The organism is Mangrovitalea sediminis (genome assembly GCF_002514725.1).
Taxonomy (GTDB): domain Bacteria; phylum Pseudomonadota; class Gammaproteobacteria; order Pseudomonadales; family Oleiphilaceae; genus Mangrovitalea; species Mangrovitalea sediminis.
This window is the reverse complement of record NZ_NTLB01000006.1, coordinates 429772-450733: the sequence shown is the minus strand read 5'-3', so window position 1 is coordinate 450733 and position 20962 is coordinate 429772. Positions and strand designations below refer to the sequence as shown.

Sequence of the window (20962 nt, the reverse complement as noted above, 5' to 3'; positions counted from 1 at the left end):
GGCATATGCCCATGTGAGAGTAGGTCATCGTCAGGCTCTTAATACCAAGCCCCGACAGCGAAAGCTGCCGGGGCTTTTTTATGCGCCGGCGTTGGACGCCGCGCGGCCTCTCCTCCGGCTGAACGGCCCATTACACCGCTCTTCGGCACGTCACTGAACACCTCTCATGCAGTCGCGCTGTATGGCGCCTCCTCCCAGGCGAAGGCATGTAACGTTTTCTCTTGTCTCTATAGATCCGGCAGCGTAGGGGACGTCGTATGTTAGGATCCGCTCAGGTGTGTCGACAATACTCGGCCGGCGTGGGGGCTCTGACGATGGTGTTAGAAGATGATTTATGGATGATGGTTCAGCGTCAGCATCCGGAAAGTCTTTATGTTTGTGGTAAAACCGCAGAAAGCATTGCCGACAGATGGCAGAAAAGCTGCCCCCAGCCGGTGGCCGTAACTCGGCAAAATCCCAGTGAAATCAATTCTGATTGGGCGCCGACTGGCGTACATCGGCTAGCACTGATAACGGATACACTTGAAAACCTCAGTGAGGCTGAGGGGGCATTGTTCCTGGGACAATTCCGAAACTTTGGGGCAACCAGTCTAGCGGTGGCGATTATCGACGGTACGCCGTCCTGGGATTTCAATATCTTTATCCAGTTGGGATTTCAGCGCTTCCGTCACTATGAGATGGAGCGAATGTCGCTTTACACCTACGACATTGAAACATATAACCGAAAGCGCGATTGGAACAGTCCTGAACATTGGGCTAATCCGGAAAACTGGGGTAAATACCGCTGGTAACAAGAGCACATATGATGATGAAAAGTGTGTACCGGGTGTTCGCCTTAATGGCGATTCTCTCCATTACTGCGGGGTGCAGTACGGCGGCGCCCAATTATCTGGGGGTGCAGGCTAATGGTGTTCTGGCACCTTGTCCGAGTTCACCAAACTGCGTTTCCAGCTTCTCGGCGCAGTCTGACGAGACCCACTATATCGCGCCATTTCACGTGGATTCGCAAGGCTGGAGCGTACTCCGAAAAATCCTTGCTCAGTCGCCCCGTATGAAAATTGTCTCCAACAAGGCGAATTACTTGCGAGTGGAAGCGACGACGCTGGTTTTTCGGTTCGTTGATGATTTGGAATTTCTCTATCAGCCGAGCGAAGGCCTAATACAACTTCGCTCAGCGTCAAGGGTTGGCTACAGCGATTTGGGTAAGAATCGTCGTCGCCTGGAAGGTCTTCGCGATCAGCTGCGTCAGGCCGGAGTTTTGTCGAAGTAGCCTTCTTTAATGAGCTGAGCAAAGCGTCGTAGCACTGAAGTGGCGTGCGGCGTGTCGCGTACGGCTTTGCGAATTGCCTGCGTCGCGAGTCCTTCTTCCTCCAGCCGCTGACTTAAGCGGTCGATATAGGCATGCATGATTTCCGGGGTGAATTCGGGATGAAACTGTACTCCCCATGCGGAATGCCCGATTCGGAATGCTTGTGTTGACTCATGGTTGCTGGATGCCAACCGGGTGGCATTGGCTGGGAGCGATATCACCGACTGCATGTGAGTCAGGTGGGCACAGAAGCGGGGCGGAAGGGCGGACAAAAGGATATCCTCCCGGGCAGCGTCGGTTAACGACACCTCAAGTGTTCCTATCTCGCGCCCTTGGGGATGATAATCTATCTGTCCCCCCATCGCGTAGGCGAGCAGTTGGTGGCCGAAGCAAACACCGAGTACCGGTACTCCCTGCGAAACCTGGTTGGCAATAAACCTTGCCGCCTGCTCACTCCAGGGCGCCTTGTCGGATACCATGGCAGGTGATCCTGTGATCACTATGCCCTGATAGCGCTCGTGTGGAGATGGCCGTTGCTCGTCTACGGCGTACCAAGTCACACTGTGCATACCCAAGGGCGATATGATTCGCTGAAACCACGCTTCAAAATTTCCATGGCGGTTCTCGATTTCCGGGTATGTCGATCCGGTTTTGACGATAAGTATCGTGGCCACCTGCAGCCTCTATGGGGTAAAAGGGGGAGTCTGTATTGCAGTGTAGGAAGTCGGTCGCTCGAAGGCTAGGGCCTTGATGATTGCTTAGTATGGGCACAAAGTGAGTCCTGTGGGGACGGCACTCCGTCAACCCGGACAATTTCCGCTGGCAATCGGCAACTTGTCAGATCAAGGGGGAAGGACCGTATGTCGAAGAAGTGTATCCGGGCCTGGATTTCCGGTCGTGTACAGGGAGTGTTCTTTCGCGCTTCGGCATGTGAACGAGCGTTAGAGCTGGATATCAGAGGCTACGCCCGTAATCTCTATGATGGGCGTGTCGAAGTCCTGGCGTGTGGGAATGAAGTGTCCTTGGCGCTGTTTGTTGAGTGGCTTCATAAAGGCCCGGATGCAGCAAAAGTCATGGATGTCGAAATCCAACAGGTCAACGAAGTGCTGCCCGCGGATTTTACCATCAGGTAACGTTTTGATATCGCCCCTCACCAATAGCCTTTCCGCTTTATGTTTGACGTCACCGAATCTCCCTTTGAAGGGAAAACTGCGTTTTGTCCTCTGTCTCCATTGCTAGAAACTCTTTAGCCTCCGTTCTTTACACTGGATGAAATACTGTATATAGTGAATTCACTGTATAAACAGACAGGACTGTTGCCCCATGAAATTGACCAATCGGCAATCGGAAGTTCTCGAACTGATTCGACGTTACATTGATGAAACGGGTTATCCGCCGACGCGCGCGGAAATTGCCCAGGAACTGGGGTTTCGGTCTGCAAATGCCGCCGAGGAACATTTGAGAGCGTTGGCCCGTAAGGGCGCTATAGAAATGGTGCCAGGGGCAAGTCGGGGGATTCGTTTACCCGACGACGGCTCGGAGTCCGGGTTGCCGATCGTCGGTCAGGTCGCAGCTGGCAATCCTATTCTTGCGCAGGAACATATCGAAGAATATTGCTCACTGATGCCGGAATTCTTTCACCCAACCGCGGACTATCTGTTGCGAGTTCGGGGTATGAGTATGAAGGATATCGGCATTTTTGATGGGGACTTATTGGCCGTACACCGCACACAGGATGTGCACAATGGTCAGGTAGTGGTTGCCCGGGTTGAAGATGAAGTAACCGTTAAGCGTTTCCGGAAAGAAGGAAACAAGGTTTTGTTGCTTCCCGAGAATGACGAGTTCAAGCCTATCGAGGTGGATTTGCGAGAGCAAAACCTGTTCATCGAGGGCCTCGGTGTTGGGGTTATTCGGCGCTCGGAGCTGCACTGATTGGCGGGCAAACACCCGCACTGCAGCCCACCAACTTGAATCAAACCGTTTGAATTGTCCACAGAGTACGGCGTAACACTGCCTGAGGAGAGGATCAATGGAACAGTTAAGTTTCGCTCAAAATCTTCAGTCTCAAGAGCCTCAAGTGCCTGTTCACGAGGTGAACGATGAGGGTTCCTCTCAAGGGCCGATGGGGAATGTGACGGAAATTATTCTCCCTCCCGGGCAAGTTGAAAATTTCCAACTGTTATTGCCGATGCTCTCGCAATTAAATCAGGAGCGTCGTTGGTTGGCATGGATTGATCCGCCTCAGGGGCTGGTTTCTAAGTGGCAGCAAATGCATGGTGCCTTAACTGGTCAGATTCTAGTGCTGCGTTCGTCGGAGCAATTTCCGGCCGAAGTATTGGCTGAGCGTGCATTGCAGGCCGGGACCTGTCACGCGGTGGTTTTGTGGACGCGGAAACTGGGGCGAGCGATTTTTTCCCGACTGGAGCAGGCGTCTGCCAACGGTCTCAGTCACGGCGTGGTTTTGAGAATGCGTTAGGCTTATTCGAACGGGCGACGGCATCTTTGTTTCGCCGCCCATTCCGATCTTCATGACCGCAGCAAGGATCTGCTGCTTTCTGCTCTGCATGCCGTTTGCAATAAGCAATGGCGAGATGCCTTGGAATGACTTAATGAATTGTCCGAGGCATATGTTCGTTCTCATCCTCTTCTTCAATATCGAACTCGTTGGTCATCGCGCCTACTGCCTCAATACCTGCTGTAATCATGGCTTTGGCGACAGCGAGATCGTTGTCTTTAAGCATTTCCCGGGCCTCGCGTGAGAAAGTAATCCTCACGAGCGGCGCTCGATCATCATCTACTCGCCTCAAGGCGAATTCGCCGTTTGGTAATTCAACGATTTCAAGAAAGGATGTCGGCATAAGTACAGTCGCCTTTCAATGTGGATATCGTCTACGGTTGCCAGACGACATCACGATGAATGAGTTTGGATTGCGAGAGTCGTTATCCTGCCTCGTTGGGTTTCTCACCATTCGCTATGGCGTTCGCATAATTCAGCCAGCCAGGCTGACATGGCCTGATTGACTGCGTTAAGCGATTCAATCGTGAGTTGAGGTGCTGTCTCGATCGCGATCGCAATGATATTGTCATTGGATATGGATTTCTGTTCCTTGGGGGGATGTAGAGATCCATGTTCAAAGTGGCTTAAAAGGCTCCACCAGCTATCGGTCCGGCGAGCCAATTGCATCAAATCCTGATAGTCGGTGTTGTCATCGCCTACCTTGGACGTTAGTCCGGAAAGCGTCGTAATAATATCGGCCTTTTTCTGGTAAATGGCGGCAACGGTGGTCAAAAGCAAACTTCTTCCTTCCAGCGTTAACGCAAGGGCACCTTCCAGACAGGCTCGGTATTGCGCTGGGCTGTCATCAGTCTGCGCTTCGCCTGCCAGTGCGAGAAGTTTCCCGGAAAGAAACAACTTTTGCTTAGTGAGAGACTGCCACTTCGTCACCATAGCCATACCTTGGCAGTTTGTAATTTGCCCTTATTGTACCAGATTAACGTGTTGATGTTTGCGTAAGGGCCACCGAGCGGCCTTGATTTGAAGGTTGCCATCTTTGCCGTTCCGGTAGGATTCTGGCCTCTGATAAGGTCTTATATCTGGATATCCGGCGCGTGTATTTTATCGAAAGTCTCGTGAAGGGATTGTCAGCCCTTCTATCAAATGGGTCAGATTGGTCAGCCGTCCCGCAATAATATGAATAACCGTGTCTCGGCGCTCCATGATTCCGGATACCTGCAATAGTCGGGATGTCAGCAGAGCCTTGCGTTGTTGCTGTGCGGTGACAGCCCAAACGACGACATTTATATTGCCGGTTTCATCCTCCAGCGTGACAAAGGTGACCCCTGACGCTGAGCCTGGCCGCTGCCGCCCGGTGACCAAGCCTGCCACCTGCACAACATGGCCATGCTCCTGCGTTTGCAGCTCTTCTGCCGTTAGGATTCGCCTCAGCAGGCCTCGTTCCCGTAACAACGCCAGAGGGTGCCGTCCCAGGGATAAGCCCATACTGGTGTAATCCTCAAGGAGTGTTTCCCCTTCATTGGGCTCAGGTAATTGGATGCCGACAGCGGGCTGTGTTCGGGTTTCCGGAGGGAGCAATGGCGCAGGCTTGTCATGCCCGAGAATGTCCCAGCGCGCCTGATACCGGTGCCCGGCTATGGCGCTCAGGGCATTGGCGCTGGCCAGTGCTTCCAGGTCGGTGTTGTTTAATCCTGTTAGATACTTCAGTTGGCGTGAATCCTTGAAGCCTTCTGCAGGTCTATTGGCTTCGATCGCCTGGCTGCCTGGGATGGATAACCCTTTAACAAGGCGAAATCCCAGCCGGATAGCGGGGGACCCTTCAGGCGACTTGTCCGGCCAGGTTAGGCTGTGTTCCCGGAAACTGAGATTTACATCGACAGGAAGTACTTCGACGCCATGGCGGCGGGCATCCTGGATCAGCTGGGATGGAGAATAGAATCCCATGGGTTGGCTGTTGAGAAGGCCGCAAAAAAAGGCTGCAGGGTGGTGGTATTTTAGCCATGCCGATACATAGGCAAGCAGGGCGAAGCTGGCAGAATGAGATTCAGGGAAGCCATAGCCACCGAAACCGCGGATTTGGTTATAGATCTGCTCCGCATACTCTTGTGTGTAGCCGCGTGCGAGCATGCCATCAATCAATTTGAACCGAAAAGGCTCGAGGTCGCCTTGCCGTTTCCAGGCGGCCATTGCGCGGCGGAGCATGTCGGCCTCATCGGCGGAGAATCCAGCTGCAACCATGGCAAGGCGAATCACCTGCTCCTGAAAGATGGGAACGCCCAGAGTTCGTCCTAGTACCGGTTCCAGTTCTTTGCGAATGTCCGGCTGCTCGATTTTGTCCCGGCGCCGTAGGTAGGGATGTACCATGTCCCCTTGAATGGGGCCTGGCCGAACAATCGCGATCTGTATCACAAGGTCGTAGTACTTTTCGGGCTTCAACCGGGGCAGCATATTGATCTGGGCCCGGGATTCGACCTGGAATACGCCGATACTGTCACCCCGTTGCAGCATCTTGTAAACCGCCCTGTCTTCTTCGCCGATATCCTGAAGTGTTGCGATGCCTGGCTGGTACTGCTGAATCAGGTGTAACGTCTTGCGGATGGCGGTCAGCATACCCAGTGCCAGGATGTCGACCTTGAGCAATCCCAGCGTTTCAAGGTCGTCTTTGTCCCATTGAATGACGGTACGCCCCTGCATGGCGGCGTTTTCAACGGGGACCAGTTCGTCGATGGGGCCTGCTGAGATGACAAAGCCGCCGACATGTTGGGACAGGTGACGAGGAAAACCAATCAGGGTCTCGACCAGTGTGATGAAATAACGGCCGAGCTGCGGGTTATCCGTCAGACCTGCCTCGCGAATCTGTTCCAGCCCGACCCGGGTGCCATCCCGCCATGAAATCCCGCTGAGAACCTGCTCAATGTGGGCTAGGTCGAACCCCAGGGCTTTGCCGGCATCCCGTATAGCGCTGCGGGCGCGGTAACTGATAATCGTGGCTGCGAGTGCCGCTCGGCTTCGTCCGTATTTGCGGTAGATATACTGAATAACCTCTTCGCGTCGTTCATGCTCGAAGTCCACATCGATATCCGGTGGTTCGCCCCGATTGCGGGAGATAAAACGCTCGAAGAGCAGATCGACCTTGGTGGGGTTCACTTCCGTGATTCCCAGGCAATAGCAGATCACTGAATTGGCGGCTGAACCGCGCCCCTGGCAGAGAATATCCTGGCTCCTGGCGTAGGCCACGATGTCCTGAATGGTCAGGAAGTAGTGCTCATACTGCAGTTCCCTGATGAGAGCCAGTTCATGTTCGATTTGCTGCCGCACCCTGTCTGGCACCTTGTTGTGAAAGCGATGTTGGGCTCCTTTTTCAACGAGTGCACGGAGATAGGTAGGAGCATCGTGGCCGTTGGGTACCAGTTCGGCAGGGTATTCATAGCGCAGCTCTTCCAGGGAAAATCTGCACCGTTGAGCGATAGCAATGCTCTCTGCCAGCCATTCGGGAGGGTAGAGTCTTTCCAGCTTTGTGAGGCTTCGAATATGCCGTTCGGCATTCGAAAACAACCGGTAACCGGCATTATGAATCGTACATCCATGACGAATGGCGGTGACCAGGTCCTGTAACGGCTGGCGATTACTGCTATGCATATGAACGTCGCCGGCAGCCACTATCGGCAAGTCGAGCCGAATGGCCAGCGCTTTGAGCGCTTCCAATTCAGTTTCTTCGCCATTTTCCAAAAACCGTTCGCCGAGCAGCCAGAGGCGTTGGGGAAAGATGGCCTGTAGTAGTTCACCCTGCTGGCTTTTGGCTTCGAATGCCCCCTGAGGACGAAAGAGTGCCAGGCAGTGAGTTAAAGAAGCGGCTTGGAGGTCTTCCAGATAGAGGTGGTACTTTCCTTTAGGCGCGCGGCGGCGAGCGATGGTGATCAGCCGGCACAGTTGGCCATAAGCCTGCCGGTCGGGAGCCAGAAGAACTAGCAGAAAAGGGGCGTCTTCAAGGCAAAATTCACTACCGACAATCAGTTGTAATTGTCCTTTTGCCTCTCGGTGAGCGCGGACTACGCCAGAGACAGAACATTCATCGGTCAGGGCCAGAGCCCGGTAACCCTGCTCAATGGCGGCTTTCACCAATTCTTCCGGGTGTGATGCGCCTCGCAAGAAACTGAAATTGCTCAGGCAGTGTAGCTCTGCGTAGTCCATGGGGTGGCTCTTCAGGCAAACCAGCCATGTATGAACCAGCCGCCCTGTGGTTGCCGGAAGACCCAGGCAATGCGTCCTGTTGTGAGGCGGGCGACGTAGTAGTCTCTCAGAATGTTCTGGCCATCCCACCAGCCACCCCCAAGTCTTTCCGGGCCGCTAAGCCAGTCCTGTGGCGCTTCGAGGAGAGGCTGGGGCCTGTCCAGGAACCAGAGGGGCCTTTGTGGCCATTGCGAGGGAGGGTGGGGGAACTTCACTGGAGCTTCGCCGGCCTGCCAGGCTTTTTCGGGACGATGATCGGGTACGGCGTTCGGCCGTTTTATGTGTTTTCGGCCCAGCCGGGCCTGCAACCGGTCCAGTAGCGCCTGTTGAAGACTGTCCTGGCTGGCTGTTGATCCGAACAGGTCCGTGGCATCGGGTTGCCTTGCCAGCCAGCGGTCGACTCGAAGCTGAATGCGGACGACAGGAGCTTGCAGGATATGGTGCTCCAATTGCAGGCGACAGAGCTGGAGAAATGTCTCTGTGTTATGAGCCTGTTTGCCAGTCCGAATCTGGAAGCGGGTTGTCGAATCATAACGGTGCTCAAGATTCAGGTGCAGGGTATCCGTGGCCAGCTGGTGCTGGCGTAGAAAGTCGGCCAGTTCCTGTAAGAGCCTTTGCAAGGGAAACAGAATGGCCGTAACGGTATCCAGCTCCCTGAGCAGATCCAGATGCACCTCGAAATGCTTGGGGGGAGACCAGGCCGGCTGCGGATCGGGTTGGCGCCCGCTTAATCTGTGGATGTAGGACGTCACGTCAGTGCCCAGTCGCTTGGCGATTTCCTGCGGGGGAAGATCCATAACCTGCCCGATTTTTCGCAACCCCATGCGAGATAGCCGGTCCGTGATGCCGACCGGCAAGTCGGTGGCCTGGATGGGGAGGTTTCTCAGGGTGGCCCATTGTGTGGAGGGGTCGTCAGACAGCGCTGTATGGTTTCGCGCCAGAAGGCGTGCGGCCAGGGGAGTCGCTCCACCCGCGATCCATGCCTGATAGGCTTGCTTTTGAAATGTCTCAGCCAGTTGTCGGTACAAAGGCCGTAAGCCGCCGTGTAAGCGCAAGACGGTGCTGACTTCCAGCAGCAGTCCATCGGGCGGACAAAGTGTGATGTGCGCGGCATAGTGATAGCACCTTTGTGCCAGCCGGGAGAGGAGTTTCTCCTGAAGCGCTGTATCGTCGGGGCAGAGCTGAAGTGTGGGGGCAAGGCTGGCGGCTGTGTGAATGGATTGCTCTGGGCTGACCCCTTGCTGACGGGCTTCCTGGTTCGCCTCGCGTACACGGGGAGGCTGTCCATCGACGAGGGCGACAGGAATAGGGTGGGTATGTGCCCGCTGATAATGATCGAGCTGCAGGCTGGGGAAGTGGATATACAGCCATAACATGGAGCTATTCCTGCAATGGGTTGTTCGGAACGGGATTGTCTTCCGCTGCCCAGGGACCTTGTATCACTGTGGTGCCTGGAGTTGTGTCGGGGCTATCCTGCGGCATTGGGTGAGAGGGTATTGGCTGGCCCGTGACCGGGTCGGGTAGTCTCAGAACGTGCTCTGCGCCCGCCCAGCTTCCGCGCCGCTTGAGGATCGTGATGCTGAGCCCGTCGGGGTGGGGGCGTAACTGTAAGCGCAGGGCCGCAGGCGACGCCTGCTGGGTATCGCTTTCTTTGCGCATGATGAACGCGCTGCTGCCACCGTCAGCTGCTGCCAGTTGCAGGCGGCGAAGATCGCCTGGGCGGGGCTGGTCCGGCCAGGCCAGGACCAGTCCGCAGGCTTGGCTGCGTAATGCCTGATCCATTCCCCAGAGCTGGTCCTTGGGGTGTTTAGTGTGGACCACGAACAACTGGGAAAGCTGTATGCCGGCTCTGGCCAGGGCGGGGGCATAGGGGATATGAGGAGGGTCGAACCAGAAAATGGCTTGTCCGCTTTGACTGAGCTGTTTTAGCAAGGGAAGACAAAGGCGCAATTCCCCGATGCCGGTATGGGGCAGCAGGAGTTCTGTCAGCGCACCTTTGGGCCAGCCGCCGAGGCCGGTATCCAGTTCGGGGTAGCCGGTGCTGTACCTGTCTGTGTCAGGTCTGGGGCTTTGGGTCGCTTGCCAGACATGACCTTTTTCAAGAAGTTGGTCGAGTAACGGGTTCATGGGGCTCACAATTACACTGTTTATATATACAGTATTCTGTGACTGGGAGGAAAGCAAGGTTGTTTATCGAGAGGGGTGGGCTGCGTTGATTTTGGGGAAGGCTCTTGCCGGGAGTGTTGCATTGAATGGGATGGCTTGACGGCTCCTGGCCTCACGGCGCAGGCTCATTGTCTTGGCATAGATAAGAAAGGAGCTTCTCATGTCTGAGTTACAGCAGGAGACCTGTGAGGCCTGTAGGGCAGATGCTCCGCGGGTAACGGCGGCCGACATAGCGGTCTTGAGTCAGCAGGTCCCGAACTGGCAGATCCGGGAATGCGACGGCGTTAAACGGTTGGAGCGGGTTTTCAGCTTTGGGGATTTTGCCGATGCCCTCGCCTTCACGAACAAAATCGGTCTCCTGGCGGAGACGGCTCAGCACCACCCTGCCATCCTGACGGAGTGGGGGCGGGTGACGGTCACTTGGTGGACCCATAAGATCAAAGGACTGCACCGAAACGACTTTGTCATGGCAGCAAAAACAGATGCGCTGGCCTCTGGCGCCCCAGACAGCGTTTCGGCGGTTCCGTAGCTGACGTTGCAGGGCGTATCGGTTATGATATCGCACCGGTTTTTTTGCCCCTGATAAGAATGGCGCTTTATGGAACACACCTATCGTCTGGTGATGTCCTGCCCCGATAGGGTGGGCATCGTAGCCAAGGTCAGTAATTTTCTGGCGACATACAATGGTTGGATTGTCGAGGCGAGTCATCACTCTGACAACCAGGCCGGCTGGTTTTACATGCGCTACGAAATCAAAGCCAGCTCTCTGCCGTTTGGCCCGGAACATTTTCGTATCGCCTTCGAGCCAATTGCCCGCGAATTCGATATGAAGTGGCAGATTGCGGATTCTGCGCAGCCCAAGCGGGTTGTCCTGCTGTGCAGCAAGGAGTCCCACTGTCTAGCCGATCTCCTGCACCGCTGGCAGAGCAAGGAGCTGGATGCGGAGATCGCTGCCGTGATCTCCAATCATGACGACTTGCGCCGCATGGTGGAGTGGCATGACATTCCCTATCACCATATTCCTGTGTCCAAGGACAACAAGGTCGAGGCTTTTGCTGAAATCGGCGCCCTGTTCGAGACGTATCGGGCCGATGTGATCGTGCTGGCCCGCTATATGCAAATTCTGCCGGGCGATCTTTGTGACCGTTATGCCGGCAAGGTGATCAATATCCACCACAGTTTCCTGCCGTCCTTCGCAGGAGCGAAACCCTACCATCAGGCTTACAGTCGTGGCGTGAAGCTGATTGGGGCGACCTGCCACTATGTGACCCAGGATCTCGATGAGGGGCCGATTATTGATCAGGATGTGATCAGGGTCAGTCATAGCGATGCCATCGAAGATATGGTGCGTCTGGGTAAAGACGTGGAGAAAAGCGTGTTGGCGCGGGGTTTGCGCTACCACGTGGAGGACCGCGTCATTATCCATGAGAACAAGACGGTCGTTTTTTCCTGATCCCATGCGGCAGCGGGCCCCAGTTGAGCCTGGGGTGCGCTGTCCTGTCTCGCCGGCAACAATCACTCCCCCATGGAGTGCCCGATTGTGGTATGATCTCGCTCTTATGATCAGCCGGACGAGCACTGCCTTCCGAGACTGAAAAACCGAATAAAAACCACGACTTCCAGCAAACGCAAAGGAACCATTCTCGATGGGTGAGTTAGCCAAAGAGATCCTGCCCGTAAATATTGAAGAAGAACTCAAGCAGTCCTATCTCGATTACGCCATGAGCGTTATTGTCGGGCGGGCATTGCCGGATGTGCGCGACGGCCTGAAGCCGGTTCATCGCCGGGTCCTTTTCGCCATGTCCGAACTGGGCAATGACTGGAACAAGGCGTACAAGAAGTCGGCCCGTGTCGTGGGTGACGTCATCGGTAAATACCACCCGCATGGCGACTCCGCTGTCTATGACACCATCGTTCGTATGGCGCAGTCGTTCTCTCTGCGTTATCCACTGATCGATGGCCAGGGTAACTTCGGCTCTATCGACGGCGACAGTGCAGCCGCCATGCGTTACACCGAAGTGCGCATGAACAAGATTGCCCACTCGCTGCTGGCGGACCTGGATAAGGAAACCGTCGACTTCGTTCCCAACTACGATGGTACCGAGCAGATTCCCGAGGTTATGCCGACTCGGGTGCCGAATCTGCTGGTCAACGGTTCCTCCGGTATTGCCGTGGGCATGGCCACCAACATCCCGCCCCATAACCTGCGTGAAGTCATTGACGGCTGCCTGGCTTTGATCGACGAGCCCGATACCTCCGTCGACGACCTGATGGAAATTATTCCAGGGCCGGACTTCCCCACTTACGGCATCATTAATGGCCGGGCCGGTATCGTCGAAGCCTACCGGACCGGACGTGGCCGCATCTACATCCGCGCGCGGCATGAAATCGAGCACGACAAGAAGACCGGTCGTGACGCCATTATCATCACCGAGTTGCCTTATCAGTTGAACAAGGCCCGTTTGATCGAGAAGATCGCGGAGTTGGTGAAAGAGAAAAAACTGGAAGGGATTTCCGAGCTGCGTGACGAATCCAACAAGGAAGGGATTCGCGTCGTTATCGAACTGCGTCGTGGCGAAAACCCGGATGTGGTGATAAACAACCTGTTTGCTCAGACCCAGCTGGAAACGGTTTTCGGCATTAACATGGTGTCGCTGGTAGACGGCGAGCCACGTACGCTGAATATCAAGCAGATGCTCGAGGCCTTCGTGCGCCATCGCCGGGAAGTAGTGACCCGGAGGACGATTTTTGAATTGCGCAAGGCGCGCGAGCGTGGGCATATCCTTGAAGGCTTAACGGTTGCCCTGGCCAATATCGATCCGGTAATAGAGCTGATCAAGGCCTCTCCCAGCGCGTCGGAGGCGAAAGAGCGACTGATCGCCGCTGCCTGGGAACCGGGTAATGTCACCTCTATGCTGGAGCGGGCCGGTGAGGATGCATGCCGCCCGGATGATCTGCCGGAAATATACGGCCTGCGCGACGGCAAATATCACCTGTCCCCCGAGCAGGCCCAGGCCATTCTGGACTTGCGCTTGCACCGTCTGACAGGTCTGGAAACCGAGAAGCTGCTGGCGGAATATCAGGAAATCCTGGTTAAGATCGCCGGTCTGATCGAAATTCTCAGTAATCCGGAGCGCCTGCTGGAAGTGATCCGGACCGAGTTGCGCGACGTGCGTGACGAGTATGGCGACGATCGTCGTACCGAAATCATGAGCTCCCGTCGTGACCTGACTGTCGCTGACCTGATTCCGGAAGAGGACTTGGTCGTCACGATTTCGCACGGCGGCTATGCCAAGACCCAGCCGATCGAGGCTTATCAGGCTCAGCGTCGTGGCGGTCGCGGTAAGGCTGCGACCACAATGAAGGAAGAAGACTTCATCGAGAAGCTGCTGGTTGCAAACTCCCACGACACCATCCTGTGTTTCACCAGTCGCGGCAAGGTCTATTGGTTACGGGTGTTCGAGATCCCGCAGGCCAGCCGGACGGCACGTGGACGCCCTATGGTCAATATCCTGCCACTGGAGGATGGGGAGCGGATTACCGCCTTCCTGCCGGTCAGCGATTACCCGGAAGATCATTTTGTCTTCATGGCAACTGCCGACGGTACCGTGAAGAAAACGCCGCTGCCGAATTTCTCGCGGCCGCGTAGTAATGGCTTGATCGCGTTGTCCCTGGATGAAGGCGATACGCTGATTGGTGCCGCTATTACCACTGGCGATGTGGACATCATGCTGGTGTCCAGTGCCGGTAAAGCCGTGCGTTTCAAAGAGGCGGAAGTGCGTCCCATGGGCCGAACGGCGCGCGGTGTTCGCGGTATTCGTCTGCCGGAAGGGCATAACGTGGTCTCGCTGATCATTCCCGAACCGGAAGGCATGGTGCTGACGGCTAGTGAAAAGGGCTATGGCAAGCGTACATTGCTGGAAGAATTCCCGACATACGGCCGTGGCAGCCAGGGCGTTATTGCCATGCAATGTTCCGACCGTAACGGGCGCCTGGTAACGGCGCTGCAAGTGCTCGAAGGCGATGAGATGATGCTTATTACCGATAAGGGCACGCTGGTGCGGACGCGTACGGAAGAGGTGTCCCTGCTCAGCCGGAACACCCAGGGCGTGCGCCTGATCAAGCTGAGTCAGGAAGACGAGAAGCTGGTAGGCGTTGAGCGGATCGTCGAGAGCGGTGACGGCGAAGAGGGAGCGGAGGACGCCGAGGCCCCATAACGGTCTCGGTGGATACGTTGACCTACAGTCATCGCTGTCGGATAGGGTATCGGAGTCTTAATAGGGCTGGATCGAGATGAGCAGAGCATACAACTTTTGTGCGGGTCCGGCAGTGCTGCCGGAAGAAGTGCTGCGCCAGGCGCAGTCAGAGTTGCTCGACTGGCAGGGCAAAGGACTGTCAGTAATGGAGATGAGCCATCGTAGCGATGAGTTCGTCGGCATTGCGAGCGAGGCCGAGCGTGATCTGCGTGATCTGTTGGGGGTCTCCAGCGACTATGCTGTCCTGTTCCTGCAGGGCGGTGCCAGCAGTCAGTTCTCGATGGTGCCGCTCAATCTGCTGGGCGACAAAACCTCCGCCGACTATATCAATACCGGCATCTGGTCGAAGAAGGCGATTGCGGAAGCGCGCCGCTACGGCCAGGTGAATGTGGCTGCCAGCGCGGAAGCCTCCGGTTTTACCGCTGTGCCAGACCAGGATACCTGGTCCCAGGACCCTCAGGCGGCTTACCTGCATTACACCCCCAACGAAACCATCGGTGGACTGGAGTTCGATTTCATACCGAAATCGTCGGTTCCCCTGGTTGCGGATATGTCATCCTCGATCCTGTCGCGTCCGATAGATGTTTCCCGTTTTGGGCTGATTTATGCCGGTGCCCAGAAGAACATCGGACCTTCCGGTCTGACGCTGGTGATCGTGCGCCGTGATTTGTTGGGACGGGCACGCCCGGAAACGCCAACCATGATGAATTACGAGGTGGCGGCGGAAAACGAGTCCATGTTCAACACGCCGCCAACCTTTGCCTGGTACCTGTCCGGCCTGATTTTCAAGTGGCTCAAGAAGCAGGGCGGTTTGAGCGCCATGGAGGCGATCAACCGGTCCAAGGCGGATAAGCTGTATCAGGCGATCGATGACAGTGATTTCTATGCAAACCCGATTGAGCCACGTTTCCGCTCCTGGATGAATGTGCCCTTTACCCTGGCGGATGATGCCCTCAATAAGCCCTTCCTGCAGCAGGCGGAAGCGCGCGGATTGATCAACCTGAAAGGGCATCGTTCGGTCGGTGGCATGCGCGCCAGTATATATAACGCGATGCCGGAAGCCGGAGTGGATGCCCTGATCGATTTCATGAAGGAATTCGAAAAGGAACAGGCCTGACATGAGTGACGAGCAGACCCGCTTGGGGCAACTGCGCGAGCAGATCGATAGCATCGACCGTCAACTGATGGACCTGATCAGCGCTCGTGCTCGCTGTGCACAGGAAGTGGCCCACGTCAAAATGGCGGCACGCCCGGACGAGGATGTGTTTTTCTACCGTCCTGAGCGTGAGGCACAGGTGTTGCGGCGTATCAAGGAGCAGAATCCGGGGCCTTTGGCCAGCGAGGAAATGGCCCGACTGTTCCGCGAAATCATGTCGGCCTGCCTGGCGCTCGAGCGTCCCATGCACATTGCTTTCCTGGGCCCCGAAGGCACCTTTACCCAGGCCGCTGCGCTGAAGCATTTCGGGCATTCTGTGATCAGCGTGCCGCTGGGCTCTATCGACGAGGTCTTTCGGGAGGTGGAGTCCGGCGCCGCCCACTACGGTGTGGTGCCGGTCGAGAATTCCACGGAGGGGATGATCAACCATACACTCGACATGTTCATGTCGTCACCGCTGAAGATCTGTGGTGAAGTGCAGTTGCGGATTCATCATCATCTGCTGGCAAAGGCCGGCACCAAGCCGGAAGCCATCGAACGCATCTATTCTCATCAGCAGTCCTTTGCGCAGTGTCGCCAATGGCTGGATAGCCACTGGCGCCAGGTGGAGCGGATCGCGGTCAGCAGCAATGCTGAGGCGGCCCGTCGAGCGGCAGCGGAGGAGGGGGCGGCAGCGATCGCGGGTGACATGGCTGCTGAAATCTATGGCTTGACCCGGATTTCCCGCAATATCGAGGACCGTCCTGACAATACGACCCGTTTCCTGATTGTCGGTCGTGAGGCCGTCACGCCCAGCGGCCAGGATAAGTCGTCCATCCTCGTCTCCATGCGTAATCGGCCCGGCGCGCTTTACCATGTGCTGGAGCCCTTCCATCGTCATGAAATCAGCCTGACTCGCATCGAAACCCGTCCGTCGCCCAGCGGTACCTGGGCTTACGTCTTCTATATCGACTTCGAGGGACACTTCGAAGAGGAGGGGGTGCAGCGGGTTTTAAGGGATATCGATAAAGAGGCGGTGGAGCTGAAATACCTGGGCTCCTATCCTGTCGGCGTGCTTTGATTCAGGGTATCGTGATATGGGGACGCGGCGTTTTTTAGCGTGGGGCGCCCTGCGGACTGTAAGCGTGAGAGGTGGCAATGAGTAACGATAATAATAAAGGTGGCAGTAATCCGGTATCGGCCGTTCGCGGTGTGCAGGGACTGCAACCCTATCAGCCGGGTAAGCCTATCGACGAGCTGGCACGTGAGCTTGGCCTGGATCCGGCCACCATCATCAAGCTGGCCAGCAATGAGAATCCACTGGGCCCCAGTGCCAAGGCCTTGGCCGCCATTCAGGCCGAATTGCCAGAACTGTGTCGTTATCCCGACGGTAATGGTTATGAGCTGAAGCAGAAGCTTTCATTACGTCTGGGCGTCGATCCCGCGCAGGTAACGTTGGGCAATGGTTCCAATGATATCCTGGAGCTGGTGACGCGAGCCTTCGCAGACAGCAGTGCGGAAGTCGTCTATTCCCAGCATGCCTTTGCTGTTTATGCGATTGCCACCCAGGCTATCGGGGCGACGCATGTTCCCGTACCCGCTAAGGATTGGGGGCACGATCTCGAGGCGATGGCGGCCGCGATCAACGATAAGACGCGCGTGGTTTTTGTCGCGAACCCCAACAACCCGACCGGTACCGCTATTAGTCGCGACGCCCTTGATCGCTTTTTGAACGCGGTTCCGGCAGGTGTGATTGTGGTTCTGGACGAGGCTTACGGCGAGTACATTGAAGATCCGGATTTTCCCGACGGGCTGCAGTGGGTTGGGCGCCATCCGAATCTGGTGGTTACCCGCACCTTTTCCAAGGCCTGGGGGCTGGCGGCGTTGCGGGTGGGTTATGCAATCTCTTCACCCGAAGTGGCTGATATCCTCAATCGGGTGCGCCAGCCGTTCAATGTCAGCGCATTAGGGCTGGCTGCGGCATCGGCAGTGCTTGACGATGAGGAATACCTCCAGCGTTCCCGTGAAACGAACCGGAAGGGGATGCAGCAGTTGGAGACTGGCTTCAAGGCGTTGGGCCTGTCATTCATCCCGTCCAAGGGCAACTTCATTGCCGTCGATGTCGGTCGCGAGGCTATGCCGGTCTATCAGGGCCTGCTGCAGGAAGGTGTTATCGTCCGGCCGGTAGGTGGCTACGGCATGCCCAATCATTTGCGAGTGTCTATCGGCCTGCCGGAAGAGAATCGACGCTTCCTCGAAGCGCTGGGGCGTGTTCTTGAGCGCCTGGAACATACCTGAGCGGGTGTGAAGCGAGCCGATGTTGTGAGTTGTCAGCCTCTTTTTCAGCGAGTCGCCGTTATCGGGCTGGGCCTGATTGGCGGCTCTCTGGCGTTGGCCATCCGTTCAAATGGATTGGCTCGTCAGGTAGTGGGGGCCGATGCTCGTGCGAGTGAGCTTTCCTTGGGGCTTCAGTCCGGCGTCATAGACGAAGCTGCGGCATCTGCTGCGGATGCTGTAAAGGGGGCCGATCTGGTCGTTATTGCAGTGCCGGTGCGCGCTACGGAATCGGTTCTGCGGGATATTGCGTCGTCACTGTCCCCGGATGCCGTCCTGACGGATGTCGGTAGCACCAAGGGGAGCTTTGTAGCGGCGGTGCAGCGGGTGTTTGGCAGTCTGGGGCCGCGAGTTATCCCGGGGCATCCCATTGCCGGTTCCGAACGTAGCGGCGTTGCAGCGGCACGGGCCGATCTGTTCGAACGACACAAAACCATTCTGACACCGGGACCGGCGTGTGATGTGGATAGCCTGGCCCGACTGCGTCAGCTTTGGCAGGCTTGTGGGGCCGAAGTGTTGGAAATGCCGGTGGCGCATCACGATGAAGTGCTGGCGGCAACCAGTCACGTGCCGCACCTGATTGCCTTTTCGCTGGTGGATACACTGGCAGGAGAAGACGACAATAAGGAAATTTTCCGCTATGCGGCGGGAGGTTTTCGCGATTTTACCCGGATAGCAGCCAGCGATCCGGTCATGTGGCACGATGTTTTTCTCACCAATGCAGATGCCGTGCTGCGTGTGCTTGACCACTTTTCCGCCGATCTCGACCGTTTGCGTCAGGCGATTGCCAATCGTGACGGCCAGACGCTGTTACGGGTCTTCAGTCGTGCCAAGGCGGCGCGGGAACACTTTTCGAAAATGCTTTCAGGACAGGCTTACGTCATCAACATGACCAATAAAACTGTGACTTTCAAGGTTCGGCCGGGCGGCCAGGTGCAGGGCGATATCCGTGTGCCGGGCGACAAGTCCATTTCCCATCGTTCCATCATGCTGGGGGCGTTGGCGGAGGGGGTAACGGAGATCGAAGGCTTCCTCGAAGGAGAGGACAGCCTGGCGACCCTGCAGGCCTTCCGTGACATGGGTGTTGTTATCGAGGGGCCGGAAAAGGGATTCGTGCGCATTCATGGCGTTGGCATGCACGGGCTGCAGCCGCCGCGTGGGCCTCTCTACCTGGGGAACTCCGGTACGGCAATGCGTTTGTTCTCGGGGCTGCTTGCAGCGCAAGCGTTCGACACGGAGTTAACGGGGGACGAAAGCCTTTCCCGTCGGCCGATGGAGCGGGTGGCAGCACCGCTGCGCCTGATGGGGGCCGTCATAGAAACCGCAGAAGGCGGCCGGCCGCCGTTGCGTATTCAGGGTGGTCAAACGCTAACCGGTATTCACTACGCGATGCCGATGGCCAGTGCCCAGGTCAAATCCTGCCTGTTGCTGGCCGGCCTTTATGCGCAAGGCGAAACCTCCGTTACCGAACCTGCTCCGACCCGGGATCATACGGAGAGAATGCTGCAAGGGTTTGGTTATGCTGTGAAGCGGGAGCCTGCGACGGCCTGTGTTACTGGCGGCGGTAAGTTGACGGCGGCACATATCGACATTCCTGCCGACATCTCCTCGGCGGCCTTTTTCCTGGTTGCTGCCTCGATTACGCCGGGTGCGGACCTGATCTTGCGCCATGTTGGTATCAATCCCACCCGTACCGGGATCATCAATATCCTGCGCCTGATGGGGGCCAACATCGAATTGTTGAACGAGCGCGAAGCTGGTGGCGAGCCTGTTGCCGACCTTCGGGTGCGGTATAGCGCACTGAAGGGGATCGATATCCCTGTCGATCAGGTCCCATTGGCCATCGATGAATTTCCGGTCCTGTTCATTGCGGCGGTCTGTGCCGAAGGGCGTACGGTGTTGTCCGGCGCTGAGGAATTGCGGGTCAAGGAGAGTGACCGGATTCAGGTGATGGCCGATGGTCTGGCTGCGCTGGGCGTACAGACGGATGTCCGTCCTGATGGCATCGTGATCGAAGGTGGCGCCACCCTGGGTGGCGGCGTCGTCGACAGTCATGGTGACCACCGTATTGCGATGGCCTTTGCTGTGGCGTCCTTGCGTGCGCAAGGCGATATCGAGATTCGAGACTGTGCCAATGTGGCAACCTCATTCCCGAACTTTGTTGCGTTGGCCCAGCAGGTCGGGCTGCAGGTTGCCGTTGAGGAAGCGTCATGAAGCAGAATAAGGCGGCGCCGGTAATTGCGGTTGATGGTCCCAGCGGTGCAGGTAAGGGAACCATCACGCAGATGTTGGCGCAGCGGCTGGGTTGGCATTTGCTGGATAGCGGGGCCCTTTACCGTTTGACGGCGCTGGCGGCTGAGCGCCAGGGGGTTGATTTTACGGATGCTCGAGCATTGGCGGCAGTGGCGGCTGCGCTTGATGTTCAGTTCGAGCCCACTCCGGCCGGCGAGCCGGTCAGGGTTCTTCTGGCGGGCGATGACGTTTCACGGGAACTGCGCACAGAGCGTTGCGGCGAGAACGCGTCGCAGGTCGCGGTTCTGCCTGAAGTGCGCGAGGCCCTCTTGCAGCGGCAGCGCGACTTTCAGCAGATGCCAGGTCTTGTGGCCGATGGCCGGGATATGGGCACGGTGGTCTTTACGGAGGCTTCCTGCAAGATTTTTCTTACTGCGAGCGCTGAGGAGCGTGCTCAGCGCCGCTATCGGCAGTTGCTGGACTCCGGCGTCGATGTTAATATTGATGCCCTTTTAGAGGAGATCAGGGCGCGTGACGAGCGGGATATGAACCGTTCAACAGCGCCTCTGAAGCCAGCTATCGATGCGCAACTTATTGATACGACTGGTTTAAGTATCGACGAGGTGTTGGAGAAGGTAATGGCCGCGAGTGGCCAGGCCTGACCGCGCCTTTTTTATCATTGGCCCCGAGTGACCGTGGATTCAGCCAGCATGGCGGAAACCGGGCTTGAACAAACTGACCGTGCGAGCTGGCGTGCGGAGCGTGATTTGCGTTGATCACATAGG

19 protein-coding genes are annotated in these 20962 nt (G+C 56.7%); 13 read left to right on the top strand and 6 right to left on the bottom strand.

The window, feature by feature from the left end:
- The first annotated feature begins 314 nt into the window (after positions 1 to 314).
- Positions 315 to 791, top strand: coding sequence for a DUF6231 family protein (locus CLR77_RS17130; RefSeq protein ID WP_158227230.1), 477 nt, complete (start codon positions 315 to 317; stop codon positions 789 to 791).
- An 11-nt stretch (positions 792 to 802) separates the two neighbouring features.
- On the top strand, positions 803 to 1270 hold the full coding sequence (locus tag CLR77_RS17125; RefSeq protein WP_198962803.1) for a DUF1499 domain-containing protein: 468 nt from the start codon (positions 803 to 805) through the stop codon (positions 1268 to 1270).
- Here CLR77_RS17125 and CLR77_RS17120 read toward each other — a convergent pair.
- Positions 1246 to 1983, bottom strand: a complete 738-nt coding sequence (locus CLR77_RS17120; protein ID WP_198962802.1) for a glutamine amidotransferase — start codon at positions 1981 to 1983, stop codon at positions 1246 to 1248. The two genes, CLR77_RS17125 and CLR77_RS17120, sit on opposite strands and share 25 nt — an antisense overlap.
- Before the next feature lie 186 nt (positions 1984 to 2169).
- Here CLR77_RS17120 and CLR77_RS17115 point away from each other — a divergent pair, with 186 nt between their 5' ends.
- From CLR77_RS17115 to CLR77_RS17105, 3 genes are all read left to right on the top strand, one after another.
- Positions 2170 to 2442: an acylphosphatase gene (locus CLR77_RS17115; RefSeq protein WP_097461894.1), complete on the top strand. Its 273-nt coding sequence runs from the start codon at positions 2170 to 2172 to the stop codon at positions 2440 to 2442.
- Between the two features lie 190 nt (positions 2443 to 2632).
- Positions 2633 to 3241, top strand: coding sequence for a transcriptional repressor LexA (gene lexA / locus CLR77_RS17110; protein WP_097461893.1), 609 nt, complete (start codon positions 2633 to 2635; stop codon positions 3239 to 3241).
- Positions 3242 to 3338: 97 nt separating this feature from the next.
- Entirely contained in the window at positions 3339 to 3785 is a 447-nt protein-coding gene (locus CLR77_RS17105; protein WP_097461892.1) for a cell division inhibitor SulA, read from the top strand.
- Positions 3786 to 3915: 130 nt separating this feature from the next.
- Here CLR77_RS17105 and CLR77_RS17100 read toward each other — a convergent pair whose 3' ends face one another.
- From CLR77_RS17100 to imuA, 5 genes are all read right to left on the bottom strand, one after another.
- Positions 3916 to 4167, bottom strand: a complete 252-nt coding sequence (locus CLR77_RS17100; RefSeq protein WP_097461891.1) for a hypothetical protein — start codon at positions 4165 to 4167, stop codon at positions 3916 to 3918.
- A gap of 104 nt (positions 4168 to 4271) precedes the next feature.
- Positions 4272 to 4757, bottom strand: coding sequence for a DUF6586 family protein (locus CLR77_RS17095; RefSeq protein ID WP_097461890.1), 486 nt, complete (start codon positions 4755 to 4757; stop codon positions 4272 to 4274).
- A gap of 168 nt (positions 4758 to 4925) precedes the next feature.
- Entirely contained in the window at positions 4926 to 8015 is a 3090-nt protein-coding gene (locus CLR77_RS17090; protein WP_097461889.1) for an error-prone DNA polymerase, read from the bottom strand.
- Positions 8016 to 8026: 11 nt separating this feature from the next.
- Positions 8027 to 9430: a Y-family DNA polymerase gene (locus CLR77_RS17085; RefSeq protein WP_097461888.1), complete on the bottom strand. Its 1404-nt coding sequence runs from the start codon at positions 9428 to 9430 to the stop codon at positions 8027 to 8029.
- A 4-nt stretch (positions 9431 to 9434) separates the two neighbouring features.
- The gene (gene imuA / locus CLR77_RS17080; protein ID WP_097461887.1) at positions 9435 to 10181 is read right to left on the bottom strand and encodes a translesion DNA synthesis-associated protein ImuA; all 747 of its coding nucleotides are present in this window, start codon (positions 10179 to 10181) and stop codon (positions 9435 to 9437) included.
- 199 nt (positions 10182 to 10380) lie between these two features.
- On the opposite strand from imuA, the gene CLR77_RS17075 reads away from it, so the two are divergent.
- The 8 genes from CLR77_RS17075 to cmk all read left to right on the top strand — a co-directional run bounded on the left by CLR77_RS17075 (position 10381) and on the right by cmk (position 20839).
- Positions 10381 to 10749, top strand: coding sequence for a 4a-hydroxytetrahydrobiopterin dehydratase (locus CLR77_RS17075; RefSeq protein ID WP_097461886.1), 369 nt, complete (start codon positions 10381 to 10383; stop codon positions 10747 to 10749).
- A 69-nt stretch (positions 10750 to 10818) separates the two neighbouring features.
- On the top strand, positions 10819 to 11673 hold the full coding sequence (gene purU / locus CLR77_RS17070) for a formyltetrahydrofolate deformylase (protein WP_097461885.1): 855 nt from the start codon (positions 10819 to 10821) through the stop codon (positions 11671 to 11673).
- 193 nt (positions 11674 to 11866) lie between these two features.
- Complete coding sequence (gene gyrA / locus CLR77_RS17065; protein WP_097461884.1) at positions 11867 to 14437, top strand: DNA gyrase subunit A; 2571 nt, start codon at positions 11867 to 11869, stop codon at positions 14435 to 14437.
- A gap of 76 nt (positions 14438 to 14513) precedes the next feature.
- Complete coding sequence (gene serC / locus CLR77_RS17060) at positions 14514 to 15593, top strand: 3-phosphoserine/phosphohydroxythreonine transaminase (protein WP_097461883.1); 1080 nt, start codon at positions 14514 to 14516, stop codon at positions 15591 to 15593.
- Position 15594: 1 nt separating this feature from the next.
- Positions 15595 to 16692, top strand: coding sequence for a prephenate dehydratase (gene pheA / locus CLR77_RS17055; RefSeq protein ID WP_097461882.1), 1098 nt, complete (start codon positions 15595 to 15597; stop codon positions 16690 to 16692).
- A gap of 77 nt (positions 16693 to 16769) precedes the next feature.
- Entirely contained in the window at positions 16770 to 17909 is a 1140-nt protein-coding gene (hisC, locus tag CLR77_RS17050; protein ID WP_097461881.1) for a histidinol-phosphate transaminase, read from the top strand.
- A gap of 6 nt (positions 17910 to 17915) precedes the next feature.
- Positions 17916 to 20159: a bifunctional prephenate dehydrogenase/3-phosphoshikimate 1-carboxyvinyltransferase gene (locus tag CLR77_RS17045; RefSeq protein ID WP_097461880.1), complete on the top strand. Its 2244-nt coding sequence runs from the start codon at positions 17916 to 17918 to the stop codon at positions 20157 to 20159.
- On the top strand, positions 20156 to 20839 hold the full coding sequence (cmk, locus tag CLR77_RS17040; RefSeq protein WP_097461879.1) for a (d)CMP kinase: 684 nt from the start codon (positions 20156 to 20158) through the stop codon (positions 20837 to 20839). Before CLR77_RS17045 ends, cmk begins: the two co-directional genes overlap by 4 nt.
- Positions 20840 to 20962: the final 123 nt, after the last annotated feature.